The following is a 12,454-nucleotide window of genomic DNA, read 5'->3' as shown; positions in this document are numbered from 1 at the left end:
CCTCCCCGGCGGCGGGGGGGCTTTTGGCGCGCGCCCGCGGGGCCGCCTTATCCCCCCCCCCCCCCGCACAAACCCCCGGGGCGCCCCCGCGCACCGCGCGGGGCCGCCCGTTTCCGTACGCCCGGCCGTCGGCCTCAACTACCGTTCCCCCGTGCCCCACACGCCGAACGAGATCACCGCCGAACTCATCCGCCACCTCCTCCTCGACCAGCATCCCGACCTCGCCCACCTCCCCCTCCGCCTCGGTGCGCGTGGCTGGGACAACCAGATGTGGCAACTCGGGGACGACCTCGCCATCCGGGTGCCCTGGGCGACGGAGTCGGCAGGTGACATGCTGCGCAAGGAGCACACCTGGCTGCCGACCCCTCCCGGCCGGTCTGTCCCTCGCGATCCCGGTTCCGCAGCGCCTCGGCGAGCCCTCCGAGCGCTTCCCCCACCCCTGGCTGGTCACCACCTGGGTCCCCGGCACCCCCGCCGACCTGGCCCCCGTCACCCGCGCCGCGCCCTCCGCCCGCAGCCTGGCCGCCTTCCTGACCGCCCTCCACCGGCCTGCCCCCGCGTCGGCCCCCACCGGGCGCGACGACCGCGGTGGCCCACTGGCCCTGCACGCCGAGCAGTTCACAAAGGGCCTCGCCACCGCCACCGATCTGGGCCTGATCCCCGACCCGGACGCCGTCCGCACCCTCTGGGAGGACGCCGTCACCGCCCCGCCCTGGACCGGCCCGGCCCTCTGGATCCACGGCGACCTCCACCCCGCCAACGTCCTCACCGCCGACGGCGCCCTCTGCGGCGTGATCGACTTCGGCGCACTCTGCGCGGGCGACCCCGCCTGCGACCTCGCCGCCGCCTGGTCGCTGCTGCCGGACGGCGCCGCCGAGCTCTTCCACCAGGCCTACGAACCGGCCGCCGACCCCGCCGCCGTGCGCCGCGCCCGGGGCTGGGCCCTCATCCGGGCCCTCGGCGGCCTCTTCGTCGGCGAGGCCGGCCGCCACCACCGCCCCGGCGGCAAGGCCACCTGGGGGCCGCCCGCTCAGGCCGCCCTGCGCCGCCTCGTCAGCACCGCCCGTGACACGTCCGCAGCGCCACCGCTCAACTGGCCTGCCCCGTCGGCATGATGGTGACCTGCTGCAGGTTCACCCGGGCCGGAAGCGTCGCGATCACACCGACCATCTCCGCGACGTCCTCCGCCGTCAGCCACTCGACGGTCTCCTTCGACCCCTCCAGCCACTCCAGCGCGCCCTGATCCGTCACGTGGCTCTGCAACTCGGTGCCGACGATCCCCGGTTCCACCGCCGACACCCGCACCTTCTTCGCCCCCAGCTCCGCCCGCAGGTGGCGCGACAGGTGGCTGACGTACGCCTTGGTCCCCGAGTACACCGCGAAGTTCGGGAAGATGTTCTGCGCCGCAATGGACGAGGTGTTGATCAGGTCCGCCACCCCGCGCTCCGCCGCAGCCTTCACCAGCTGCGGGGTGAAGGCGCCGATCGCGTTCATCAGCCCGGTGATGTTCAGGTCGATCTGCTGCTTCCACTGCCCCGTCGCCAGTTCCTCGATCGGAGCGGGCAGCATCACACCGGCGTTGTTCAGCAGCAGGTCGGCCCCGCCGAACTCGGCCTCCACCCGCTCGGCGGCCGCCTGCACGGCCGCCGCATCGGTGACATCGACGGCGATCGCCGAAGCAGCGCCGCCGTTCTCCTCGATCCGCCCGACCAGCTCCGCCAACCGGTCCGCCCGCCGCGCCAGGACGACGACGCGGGCACCCAGCGACGCCAGCTTCTCGGCGGACGCCTCGCCGATACCGCTGGAGGCCCCGGTGACGACGGCGACACGGCCGGTCAGCGGCCGGGACAGAGTGTTCGTAAGCATGGCACTTCCCTTCCAGGGGGCTTTCGGCCGATCCCCGTCGGCCGCAGATCCAGTACAACCCCCGGACCATCCCCCTGGACCGCCATAACTGGCCCTGCCCAGGCAGGTACCACCAGGGCCACCCAGGAGCGCCCACACCCCCACCCACCACACCGACAATGGACCCATGGACCGCACCAAGGAGATCGCCGGCTTCCTGCGCTCCCGCCGCGCACGCGTCACCCCCGAGGAGGCCGGGCTGCCCGCCGACGGGCGCGTCCGCCGCGTACCCGGCCTGCGCAGGGACGAGGTGGCCCGCCTGGCCGGTGTCAGCACCGAGTACTACACGCGCCTGGAGCAGGGCCGCGCCCTCAACCCCTCCGCCGAGGTCGTCGACGCGATCACCCGCGCGCTACGCCTGGACGACACCGAACGCGAACACCTCACCGACCTCCTGCACTCCGGCACCCAGGGCCTTCGCCGCGCCGCCCCCGCCACCAAGGCCCAGCGGGTCCGGCCCGGCCTGCACCTGATGCTCGAAACCCTCGACCACGTGCCGGCGTTCATCCTGGGCCGCCGCACCGACGTACTGGCCTCCAACCGGCTCGCCCGGGAGGTCCTCACGGACTTCGACGCCCTGCCCGCCACCCACCGCAACCTGGCCCGCTACTACCTCCTCGACCCCCGGGCCCGCGAGCGGGTGGGCGACTGGGCGCGGATCGCCGCCGAAACCGTGGCCATGCTCCGACTCGAAGCGGGGCGCTACCCGGACGACCGCCGGCTCGCCGACCTCGTCGGCGAACTCACCCTGAAGTCACCGGAGTTCACCGGATGGTGGAACGACCACCGGGTGCTGCGCCGCACCCACGGCGCCAAGCACTACCACCACCCGCTCGTCGGGGACCTGCACTTCTCCTACGAGTCCTTTCAGGTCCCCGGCGACGCGGAGCAGACGCTGTGCGTCTACAACGTCGAGCCGGGCTCCGAAACCGCCCAGTCCCTCCGGGTGCTGGCCAGCTGGACCGCGCCCGGGATCCCCACCCACTGACCCGACCGGCTCAGCCGCGCAGCGGGCACCCGGTGCCCACGCGCGCGTCCAGGTCCGCCCGCAGCGAGGCCAGCTCGGCCATCCGGTCGTCGATGATCCGGATCTTGTCCCGGAGCAGCGCGGACAGCGCCTCCGCGCTGTCCGGAGCGTCACGCAGCTGCGCACCGTGCTGGGCGATCTCGGCGAGCGTGAAGCCGAGCGTCTGCGCGGTGCGGACGTAGTGCAGCCAGGTCACCGTCTCCGGCGGGAAGTCGCGGTAGCCGTTGGCCTGCCGACGCCCTTCGAGCAGCCCGATCCTCTCGTAGAACCGAACGGTGTCCCTGCTGACGCCCGCCTGCGCGGCCAGCTCCCCGATCCTCATGATCCTCCGCCGAACGATCCGCCGTCCCCGCTCCCCGCCGAGCCGTGGCTTGACCTTGGACAGTACTCCACTGTCTACCGTGAGGCCGTCGTCCACCAGAAACCGGCAGGAGCCTCCCTCATGACCCGCCAACCCGACCCGCTCACCCCGCCCCGCACGGCCGCCTACATCCGTCTCGTACGTTCCAGCGCCTGGTACGACCTCGTCGTCACGGCGGGATTCGCGACCCCGTGGACGTACGCGCTGCTGCACGGCGCGCTGTCCTCCCTCAGTACCCGGTTCGGGCTGGGCACCCTCCCCGCCCTGAACCCGTTCCAGACCCTGTACGCGAACCTGATGGGCTCGGTCGTGATCGTCTGGGCGCTCCTCCGGATCATCCGACCTCTGCCGCTGCACGGCCTGTTGGACGGAATCGCGCGTACGCTGTTCGCCTCGTGGCAGACGTACGCGCTGGCCCACGGCGCCACCCGGGTGCTGTGGTTCTTCTTCGTCCTGGAGGCGACGTTCGGCGTCGTGCAGCTCCTGCCCTGGTGGCGGGACCGCGCCGCCCTGCTCGCCTCCGTCCGCCGCAACGATCCCGAGCCCACCACCCCGTGAGAGGTGTGCGATGACGCAGAACGTGCCGGACTTCTCCGCCCTCCTGAGGGGCGCCCGGCGAACGGCCGTCCACCTGGAGATGCGTGACGTCTACGGCGTCGCCGGGGAGGCCGCCGTGGTGAGGGCGGTCTCCACCGTCTTCCAGGCCGTCTGGGAGCGCGGGACCCCGCACGACCGCTACTCCGCCTGAACCGCGCCCCCGGGATCCCTCCCAGCCGGCTCCCAGCAGCCGGTCAGCGGGCGGTCAGCCTTCTCACCCCCTTCTCATCCGCCGCGCCTAGCCTCCGCGCATGAACGTCTCCCTGCTCGACGGCTGGTTCCCCTGGACGGTCCAGGCCGCCGCCCTCGCCCTGTTCGTGGCGGCGGCGGGTCGGCGGGACCGGAACTGGCAGCGCAAGTGGGGGCCGATCGCGCTCGGGACGGCGCTGGCGATCACCGCGGTCCTCGCCCTCGGCGTGCTCACCGTGGGCGGGATCACCGACCCGATCCCGTTCGGGGTGTGGCTGTGGAGCTGCGTGGCGATCGCGGCGCTCTCGGTGCTGGGATTCGGCTGGCGCGGCGCGAAGTGGTGGCGGCGGGCGCTGGTGGCACCGGCCGTGCTGCTGGCGCTGTTCTGCGCCGCGAACAGCGTGAACATCGCCACCGGCTACTACCCGACGATCGACGACGCGATCGGCGAACTCAGCGGCCAGCCGCTGCCGGACCAGATCACCCTGGCCGAACTCGGCTCGATCCACGGCAAGACCAGGACCGGCCGCATCGTGCAGGTCGACATCCCGGACACCGCGAGCGGCTTCGCCCACCGCCAGGAGCTGGTCTACCTGCCGCCCGCCTGGTTCCGCAGCCAGAGCCGGCCCAAGCTGCCGGTGCTGGAGATGATCGGCGGCGAGTTCGCGGCGCCCGACAACTGGATCCGCTCCGGCAACGCGGTGCGGACCGCCGACGAGTTCGCCGCCAAGCACAACGGCTTCGCCCCGATCCTGGTCTTCGTCGACGCGACCGGCGGCTTCCGGGTGGACACCGAGTGCGTGGACGGGCCGCACGGCAACTCCGAGAGCCACCTGCTCAAGGACGTCCCGCCGTACATCCAGAAGACCTTCAACGCCGCCACCGACCCGCACAAGTGGGGTGTGGCCGGCTGGTCGATGGGCGGCACCTGCGCCGTCGACCTCGTCGTCGAACACCCCGACCGCTTCACCCACTTCGGCGACTTCTCCGGCGACAAGGGCCCGTACATCGGCGACAAGGACCGCACCATCCAGGAGCTGTACGGCGGCGACGCCGCGGCCTGGGCCGCCCACGACCCGCTGACCGTGCTCGCCCACCACCCCAAGTACCAGGGTGTCTCCGGCTACTTCGGCCAGGGCGACGAGGAGCACGGCCAGATCGAGGCCGCCAAGGCCCTGGAGGCGGCCGCCAAGCGGGACGGCATCCGCACCACCTCCACCGTCGGCTCCGGCAAGCACACCTGGCAGACCGGCGCCGCCACCTTCACCCAGGCCCTCCCCTGGCTCGCCGCCCAACTCGGCGTCCCGGGCACCCACCCCCAGCCGTGACACCGGGGCCGCTGCCACATCGGACGACACACCCGTCCGGTCGTCACGGCCCGGTCCGGATTCCGTCCGGATTCCGTACCGGCCGCACCCGAACCGCCGTCTGAGCGGACGCCTCGACACGGACCGTGGGGGGGATCACACCCGCCCGCGGCCGGGAGGAAGCCTTGGTGTCGGCCGGGTCGGCGGGCCGGGCGGGTGGCGCTCCGGACGGGTACGATCCACCGCCGGACCGTGCGCCCGGCAAGGGATCCGCCGGGCCCGGGGGCGGCCGGATCCGCCGGCCGCGGCCGCGCTCCGCCCATCGCTTCCGCCGCGGCCGCACACATGTTCCCCACCAGCCCGCTGCAACTGCCGCACTCCCCCAACCCCCGGCGGGAATCCCGCTTTGCTCCCGGCGCCCCCGTGGCATAAGTTTCGTCCGCCGTCAACGCAGCACCCGCTCTGACCGATCCTCAGACCTGCGGTGAGCTGCGGAGCCAGGGGGCCTGACGGCAGCACGAACCGGGGGAGGAACAGCCATGTCGAGTGCCCGCAGCCACGGGTCGGCCGGGCGGCGGGGACGGGCGGCCGGCGCGTCGCCGTCCCCGGTCTCCACCCGGAACCACGACACCGGACACGCGAGGAATCGTCAGTTGCGCAGCAGCACCCGACTGGTCACCGCCACCGCCGCCGCCCTGCTCTGCGCGGGCGCCCTGAGCGCCTGCGGCCCGGACGACAGCGGCCAGGACGGCGGCAAGACCGCCGCCCCCGCACCGACCGGCACCGCGGCGCCCACCGGAGCGCCCGCCACCGGGGGGAGCACGTCGAAGCCCGACGCCAAGGGCGGCATCCCGGCCAAGGCCTGGATGGACACCAAGAGCATTCCGATGGACGAGACCTACCACTTCGCCCCGCTGGCCGCCAACGCCAAGCCGGTCACCGGAGCGGTCGGCTTCAAGGGCATGGAGCTGTGCCACTCGCCGCTCCCCAAGGACGAGGAGTACCTGTTCACCGAGGGCACCGCCAAGGCCAAGGCCTCGGTGGGCTTCGGCGGCGACCGCTGGACGGCCCAGCAGACGCTCTTCTTCTGGGGCGACCCGACCCACAGCAGCGGCAACGGCCAGAGCGTCGGCGCCATCAAGGACGCCCTCACCGCGGCCGTCAAGGACTGCGCCAAGTCCGCACCGGGCGCCACCGTGAAGGTCGGCAACGCGGCCGACGCACCGTACTTCGCCGCCACCGTGACGGTCCCGCAGGCCGACGGCTCCACCACCACCCTGCACGAGTACGTGGTCAACGCGGGCGGGACGGTCAGCGAGCTGTCCGTCTGGGCCACCGCCAAGGGCGGCGCCCAGCCCAAGGACGCCTGGAAGGCACCCGACGACAAGTACGTCGGCACCGGCATGACGTCCGCGCTCTGCGAGGCCCTTCCCGGCTGCTACTGACGGGATCCGCACGACGGGCCGCTGACCCCAGCAGCCCCGCACCACCCACACAGACGGCCGCCCGGCCCGTCCGGCACAGGGGACCGGACGGGCCGGGCGGCATCACTCCGCCCGCCGGCTCAGAGCCCGAGGCGGCTGAGCGCCGTGGTCCAGTCGCTCGCTATCGCGCTCCGGGCGGCGTCCAGGGTCACCTTGTGGGCGCACACCGCGTTCTTCAGTCTGGTCTCGACCGAGTCCTTGCTCTGCGCGGGCTCGTTGCCGTAGCGCGGCTCGGGCCACAGGTTGCGCGGGTCGCGCGGCGCGCCGCCGAGCTCCAGCGGGACGAAGTGGTCCTCCTCGTAGTCCGACAGGCTGGTGTCCGAGTAGCCGTACTGGACGATCTGCTGGGCCTTCAGGGCGTTGGTGTAGCTCGTCGACGGGCGCACGGTGGCAGTCCAGCCGGAGACGCAGATGGTCTGGCCGATGGTGGCCTGGGTGACGTCCGGGTTGTACGCGCCGGGGGTGCAGGACGGGTCGGGCAGCGGCAGGTACGCCTGCGAGCAACTCGTCGCGAGCGTAGCGGACTTGACCGGCTTGTGCTGGGCCGGCGCGGCGGCCTGCGCGGTGCCGGTGGCGAGCCCGGCGGCGGTGAGGGCGGCCGCCGCGGCGACGACGGTGAGACGCTGACGGAGCATCATGGGGCGCTCTCCAGGACCGGCCCGACCGATCGCCGGGCGATTGTGCCCATGACAGCACCGTTCACCCGACCACCGTCAGCCCCGGGACGTGAACGGGTGGTGACCACCCCTGCACATCCACCCGCGCGCGTCAGTCGACCAGCAGCCGAGCCAGCAGCGCCGCCGGCCCCTCCGGCAGGCTGCCGTGGACGAGTTCGGTGCGGTGCACCAGCCGGGGCGCGGCGATCGGCGCGTGGTCGACGCCGGGCGCCCGGAGCACCACCGGCTCGGGCAGCAGGGTGAGCCCGTGCCCGGTGGCGACCAGCGCGAGCAGCCCGTGCAGATCGGTGCCCCGGTAGCGGGTGGCGGCCCGGAAGCCGTCGGTGCCGGCGGCGGCGCGCAGCCGGGCCGCGGTCGGGGCGAGGTCGGGGGCGTCCAGCCAGCGCGCGGCCGACAGATCGGCGAGGACGAGCCCGGCGCGTCCCGCCAGCGGGTGCCCGGCGGGCAGGGCGACGGCGACGGGCTGCTCGTCCACCGCGACGGTGGCCAGCGGGCCGACCTCGGGCAGCGGCAGCGGGTCGCTGGGCGCGGCCAGGCCGTCGATCAGCGCGAGGTCGACCTCGCCGGTGGCGACCCGGGCCGCCAGCACGTCCTGGGCGAGCACCCGGACCACCGGCTCCACCTGCGGGTACGCCCGGCGCACCTCGCCGAGCGCGCGCCCCAGCGCCGCCCCGACCGCCAACGGGGTGGCGCCGAGCACCAGTCGGGCACTCGGAGCACCGGCCAGGCGCGTGACGTCGGCGCGCGCCGCCTCCAGCCGGACCAGCAGCGGAAGGGCGTGCTCCAGCAGCCGCCGCCCGGCCACGGTCGGGCCGACCGGCCGGCGCACCAGCAGGGCGGTGCCGAGGTCGGCCTCCAGCGCGGCGATCTGCTGGGACACCGCGGACTGGGTGTAGCCGAGCTCCCGGGCCGCCTCGGAGAAGGAGGCGAGCTCGACGACGGTGGCGAAGGTGCGCAACTGCTGCGGATCCACGGCGGTCATCAACCGATCTGATCGATAGGTAAGAAATCATCGTTGGCGCTGATCTCGGGTGCGGGGTCAGGATAGCCGCATGACGTACCTGACCCCGAGGATCGCCCTGGTCGGCGACCGCTCCCCCGCCGTCCGCTCGCACGCCCGCATCCCCGGCCTGCTCGACGCCCTCGCCGACCGTGACCAGCTCGTCCTGGACGCCTACTGGATCCCCACCGAGGACGCCGGGGCGCCCGGCGCGCTCGACGGCTTCGACGCGATCTGGCTGCTGCCCGGCAGCCCGTACCGCAGCGAGGCGGGCGCCCTCGCCGCGATCCGGACCGCCCGCGAGGGCGGCATCCCCTTCCTCGGCACCTGCGCCGGGTTCCAGCACGCGGTGCTGGAGTACGCCCGCAACGTCTGCGACCTCGGCGAGGCCGTCCACGGCGAGCAGGACCCCGACCGCGACCAGCAGGTGATCGTTCCGCTCGTCTGCTCCCTGGTCGGCCACGAGGGCACCGTCGTGGTCACCCCCGGCACCCTGGCCGAGCGCGCCCTCGGCTCCACCGACACCATGGAGCGCTACCACTGCTCCTACGGCCTCAACGCCGACTACCTGGACCGGTTGCGCGCCCACGGGCTGCGCTTCAGCGGGGCGAACGAGACCGGCCAGATCCGGATCCTGGAGCTGCCCGGGCACCCGTTCTTCCTCGCCTCGCTGTTCCAGCCCGAGCTGTCCGGCGACGGCACCCGGGCCCACCCGATGATCCGCGCCCTCGCCGAGGCCGCCGTCGCCCACGCGGCGCTCGGCGAGGCGACGCCCGTCTGAGTCCGACGGGCCGGTCAGCGGCTCACATCGGCAGCGAGCGCAACCGCACCGGCCCCTCCGGCCAGCCGGCGTCCGCCGCCAGCGGCCGCCACATGGTGCACAGCGGCATCATCGCGAGCCGCCCCTCCGGCTGTTCGACCGTCACCTCCTCGGCCACCTCACGGAAGCCGAGCCCCCGGTAGAACACCGCCAGCGGCGGGCGGCAGAACAGCAGCGCGTACCGGAAGCCGAGCGCGCGCCCGTGGTCCACGGCGGTTCCGACCACGGCGTGCGCCAGACCCTCGCCCCGCCGCTCGGCGGCGACGCACACCCCGCCGACGCCGACCGCCTCCAGGTCGGTGCCGCCGACGGTGAGCGGGACGGGGAGCAGCCCGGTGTGGGCCACCAGCCGGCCGTCGGCGGCGCGGATGCCGAAGTGGATCTCCTTGGGCCGGAAGGTCAAGCCGGTGTAGGCGACACCGTACGGGTCCTCGCCCGGGCCGAGGATCTCCTCCTGATCGGCACGGGAGTACTCCTCCAGCCGCTCGACGGCCATCGGTTGCCGAGAAAAACGATCATTCATCACTCCATGCTCCATTCCCCTCGGAGCAGCGTCCAAGTCCCGCCCCCACCACCCGGTACCGGTGATGCCGGCCACTCGATACCGGCCACCCCGGTCGGAAGATCATCCCGGACGCCCCCCGTGTGGAAGCATGCCCCTCATGCGCCAGCCCACCGACCAGCCGGGCCGACGACATCCTCGCGCCACCGCTGCCCGGCCCCCTGCTGCGCCTGCCCCGCCCGGTCCGGGCCCTCGCGCCGACGGCCGTCGTGCTGCTGGTGCTCGTCCCGCTCGCCGCGCAGGACCCGGAGTTCGGGCCGACGGACTCCCCCCGGCCAACGCGGCCCTGATGGCCTTCGGTGCCGTCGCCCTCGCCTTCCGCCGCCGGTGGCCCGCGGCGACCGCCGCCGCCACCCTGCTGAGCGGCCAACTCCCGCTCGCCGTGGCGCTCTACGGGCTGACCGCGCGGCGCGGCGCCACCCCGCAGCTGTACGTCCTGGCGGTGCTGTCCGAGGTGTGGCTGTTCGTCCCCCTCGACCTCGGGGACGTCAGCACCCCTCCGCGCTGGCCAGTCTGGTCGAGGACCCGCTGGTCTTCGGCGGTCGAACCCACCGGGCCGGTCGAACCCACCGGAGCGGCGGTCACCGCCCCCGGCCCGCTTCCCTCGGGCGGTCACGGCCTGGACGGCATGCGCACCCGCGCCGACGACCTCGGCGGCACCCTGCACGCCGGCCCGACGCACGAGGGCGGCTTCGCCGTCCGAGCCCGGCCGCCGCTCACGGTGGCCTGAGCACAGGGCCCGCGCGGCACGCCCTACGCGGCGGCACGCTCCGCCAGCTCCGCCCACACCTCGTCGACCCGCACCACCAGCTCCTCCAGCGACCCACCGTTGTCGATCACCAGGTCGGCGATCGCCAGCCGGTCCGCCCGCGAGGCCTGCGCGGCCATCCGGGCCCGGGCCTCCTCGACGGCCATCCCGCGCAGCCGCACCAGCCGTTCCACCCGCACCTCGTCGTCGGCGTCGACCACCACGACCAGGTCGAACAGCGGGGCCAGCCCGTTCTCGGCGAGCAGCGGCACGTCGTGCACCACGACCGCGTCCGGGGCGGCGGCCGCCTCCAGTGCGGCGGAGCGGGCCCGCACCAGCGGGTGGACGATCGCGTTCAGCGCCCGGAGCCTCTCGGGGTCGGCGAACACGATCGCGCCGAGGGCCGGGCGGTCCAGCGTGCCGTCCTCCCGCAGCACCTGCGGGCCGAACTCGGCGACCACGGCCGCCAGGCCGTCCGTCCCGGGGGCTACCACCTCGCGGGCGATCAGGTCGGAGTCCACGATCACCGCGCCGTGCGCGGCGAACAGCCGGGACACCTCGCTCTTGCCCGCGCCGATGCCACCCGTCAGTCCGATCTTCAGCATGGCGTCAGGCTACCGGCGCGGCACCTGGACCGTCAGCCCAGCTCCAGGCTCTCGCTCTCCCCGAGCACCACCAGCTCCGCGCCGCCCACGCCCGGGCCGTCCGGCCCGAGCAGCCGGGTGGCCACCATCTGCCCGATCGGGCTGAGCGTCGCCTCGTGCACCGGGACGGCCCGGCGGGGGCCCGACTCCCGGACGTAGTCGATCACTTCGGAGGCCTTGCTCCACGGCGCCGCCAGCGGCAGCAGCAGGGTCTCCACGGCGTGCGGCGGCACGGTGAAGGCGTCGCCGGGGTGGAACAGCCGGCCGTCGAAGAGGAAGCCGATGTTCCTCACCCGCGGGACGTCCGGGTGGATCACCGCGTGCCACTCGCCGTGCACCGAGACGCCGACGCCGCCGATCTCGAAGGCGTCGCCCTCGCCGACCACGGTGACCCGCTGCCCGAGGCCCTCCAGCTGGGCGGCGACGGCGCCGTTGGTCCACACCCGCAGGGCCGGGTCGGCCTCCAGCGCGGCGCGCAGCCGGGACTCTTCGAAGTGGTCCATGTGCTCGTGGGTGATCAGGACGGCGTCCGCCCCTGCCAGTGCGGCGGGGTCGGTGAAGGCCCCGGGGTCGACGATCAGGGTGGTGTCGTCGTGCTGGATGCGTACGCAGGCGTGTCCGAACTTCGTGATTCGCATGCGCAAAACCATACAGCATGGCTGTACAGTCTTGCTGCACATCTTCCGGATAGACTTCTCCCATGACCAGCGACGCCCCGCACCCGGACACCCTGGACCTCGCCGCCGACCTGCGCACCGCCCTCGGCAGCCTGGTCCGAACCCTGCGCGACAACGACGACCTGCCACCGAACCAGGCCGCCGTGCTCGGGCTGCTGGTCCGCGACGAACGCTCCTACACCGTCGCCGAACTCGCCGACCGCCGACGCGTGCGCCACCAGTCGATGGCCCGCACCGTCGCGCTGATGACCGAAGCGGGCCTGGTCGCCCAGCAGCCCCACCCCACCGACGGCCGCAAGCAGCTGATCGCCCCCACCGAGGCCGGCCGCGCCGCCCTGCTCGACCAGCGCGCACGCCGCGAGCACCACATCGCCACCGCCATCGAGACCCGGCTCAGCGCCGGGGAACGGGCCCAGCTGCGCGCGAGCGTCGAACTGCTCCAGCGCCTCAGCTGAC

15 protein-coding genes and 2 pseudogenes are annotated in these 12,454 nt (G+C 73.8%); 10 read left to right on the top strand and 7 right to left on the bottom strand.

The genetic code is table 11. The features are described from left to right. Positions 1 to 151 precede the first annotated feature (151 nt). Positions 152 to 1,115: pseudogene (locus tag ACFV1W_RS16800) on the top strand (aminoglycoside phosphotransferase family protein). On the opposite strand, the gene ACFV1W_RS16795 reads toward ACFV1W_RS16800, so the two are convergent. Then, on the bottom strand, positions 1,090 to 1,866 hold the full coding sequence (locus ACFV1W_RS16795) for an SDR family oxidoreductase (protein WP_380417220.1): 777 nt from the start codon (positions 1,864 to 1,866) through the stop codon (positions 1,090 to 1,092). The pseudogene ACFV1W_RS16800 and the gene ACFV1W_RS16795 overlap by 26 nt on opposite strands. A 166-nt stretch (positions 1,867 to 2,032) precedes the next feature. Between ACFV1W_RS16795 and ACFV1W_RS16790 the strand changes: the two genes are divergently transcribed. Next, on the top strand, positions 2,033 to 2,893 hold the full coding sequence (locus ACFV1W_RS16790; protein WP_380417218.1) for a helix-turn-helix transcriptional regulator: 861 nt from the start codon (positions 2,033 to 2,035) through the stop codon (positions 2,891 to 2,893). 10 nt (positions 2,894 to 2,903) lie between these two features. Here ACFV1W_RS16790 and ACFV1W_RS16785 read toward each other — a convergent pair whose 3' ends face one another. Continuing rightward, positions 2,904 to 3,254, bottom strand: coding sequence for a MerR family transcriptional regulator (locus ACFV1W_RS16785; RefSeq protein ID WP_380417216.1), 351 nt, complete (start codon positions 3,252 to 3,254; stop codon positions 2,904 to 2,906). Between the two features lie 120 nt (positions 3,255 to 3,374). Here ACFV1W_RS16785 and ACFV1W_RS16780 point away from each other — a divergent pair, with 120 nt between their 5' ends. From ACFV1W_RS16780 to ACFV1W_RS16765, 4 genes and pseudogenes are all read left to right on the top strand, one after another. Continuing rightward, a complete protein-coding gene (locus ACFV1W_RS16780; RefSeq protein WP_380417214.1) occupies positions 3,375 to 3,851 on the top strand; it encodes a hypothetical protein in 477 nt (158 codons plus the stop codon). Between the two features lie 10 nt (positions 3,852 to 3,861). Further along, positions 3,862 to 3,963, top strand: a pseudogene (locus ACFV1W_RS16775) (DUF6879 family protein); the annotation flags it as partial. A 178-nt stretch (positions 3,964 to 4,141) separates the two neighbouring features. Continuing rightward, positions 4,142 to 5,407 carry an alpha/beta hydrolase gene (locus ACFV1W_RS16770; protein WP_380417213.1) on the top strand — a complete coding sequence of 422 codons (1,266 nt, stop codon included), beginning with the start codon at positions 4,142 to 4,144 and terminating at the stop codon, positions 5,405 to 5,407. Positions 5,408 to 6,039: 632 nt separating this feature from the next. Then, the gene (locus tag ACFV1W_RS16765; RefSeq protein WP_380417211.1) at positions 6,040 to 6,831 is read left to right on the top strand and encodes a hypothetical protein; all 792 of its coding nucleotides are present in this window, start codon (positions 6,040 to 6,042) and stop codon (positions 6,829 to 6,831) included. 119 nt (positions 6,832 to 6,950) lie between these two features. Here the strand turns inward: ACFV1W_RS16765 and ACFV1W_RS16760 are convergent, their stop codons facing one another. Together ACFV1W_RS16760 and ACFV1W_RS16755 are read right to left on the bottom strand one after the other, a co-directional pair. Next, positions 6,951 to 7,508 (bottom strand): hypothetical protein, encoded by a 558-nt coding sequence (locus ACFV1W_RS16760; RefSeq protein ID WP_380417210.1) that lies wholly within the window; start codon positions 7,506 to 7,508, stop codon positions 6,951 to 6,953. A gap of 130 nt (positions 7,509 to 7,638) precedes the next feature. After that, entirely contained in the window at positions 7,639 to 8,529 is an 891-nt protein-coding gene (locus ACFV1W_RS16755; RefSeq protein WP_380417208.1) for a LysR family transcriptional regulator, read from the bottom strand. A gap of 70 nt (positions 8,530 to 8,599) precedes the next feature. Between ACFV1W_RS16755 and ACFV1W_RS16750 the strand changes: the two genes are divergently transcribed. Next, positions 8,600 to 9,328: a hypothetical protein gene (locus tag ACFV1W_RS16750; protein ID WP_380417207.1), complete on the top strand. Its 729-nt coding sequence runs from the start codon at positions 8,600 to 8,602 to the stop codon at positions 9,326 to 9,328. A 22-nt stretch (positions 9,329 to 9,350) separates the two neighbouring features. Here the strand turns inward: ACFV1W_RS16750 and ACFV1W_RS16745 are convergent, their stop codons facing one another. Next, positions 9,351 to 9,890, bottom strand: coding sequence for a GNAT family N-acetyltransferase (locus ACFV1W_RS16745; RefSeq protein WP_380417205.1), 540 nt, complete (start codon positions 9,888 to 9,890; stop codon positions 9,351 to 9,353). 122 nt (positions 9,891 to 10,012) lie between these two features. Between ACFV1W_RS16745 and ACFV1W_RS16740 the strand changes: the two genes are divergently transcribed. Beyond that, positions 10,013 to 10,219 (top strand): hypothetical protein, encoded by a 207-nt coding sequence (locus tag ACFV1W_RS16740; protein ID WP_380417203.1) that lies wholly within the window; start codon positions 10,013 to 10,015, stop codon positions 10,217 to 10,219. Continuing rightward, positions 10,219 to 10,659: a hypothetical protein gene (locus ACFV1W_RS16735; RefSeq protein ID WP_380417201.1), complete on the top strand. Its 441-nt coding sequence runs from the start codon at positions 10,219 to 10,221 to the stop codon at positions 10,657 to 10,659. Before ACFV1W_RS16740 ends, ACFV1W_RS16735 begins: the two co-directional genes overlap by 1 nt. Positions 10,660 to 10,682: 23 nt before the next feature. On the opposite strand, the gene coaE is transcribed toward ACFV1W_RS16735, so the two are convergent. Together coaE and ACFV1W_RS16725 are read right to left on the bottom strand one after the other, a co-directional pair. After that, positions 10,683 to 11,282, bottom strand: coding sequence for a dephospho-CoA kinase (coaE, locus tag ACFV1W_RS16730; RefSeq protein ID WP_380417199.1), 600 nt, complete (start codon positions 11,280 to 11,282; stop codon positions 10,683 to 10,685). Positions 11,283 to 11,314: 32 nt separating this feature from the next. Then, complete coding sequence (locus ACFV1W_RS16725) at positions 11,315 to 11,959, bottom strand: MBL fold metallo-hydrolase (RefSeq protein ID WP_380417197.1); 645 nt, start codon at positions 11,957 to 11,959, stop codon at positions 11,315 to 11,317. 62 nt (positions 11,960 to 12,021) lie between these two features. On the opposite strand from ACFV1W_RS16725, the gene ACFV1W_RS16720 reads away from it, so the two are divergent. Further along, a complete protein-coding gene (locus ACFV1W_RS16720) occupies positions 12,022 to 12,453 on the top strand; it encodes a MarR family winged helix-turn-helix transcriptional regulator (RefSeq protein WP_380417195.1) in 432 nt (143 codons plus the stop codon). Position 12,454 lies beyond the last annotated feature (1 nt).

This window comes from Kitasatospora sp. NPDC059648, from assembly GCF_042734825.1.
Taxonomy (GTDB): Bacteria; Actinomycetota; Actinomycetes; order Streptomycetales; family Streptomycetaceae; genus Kitasatospora.
Note: the sequence above shows the minus strand (reverse complement) of the source record. Positions and strands in the feature narration are given on the sequence as shown.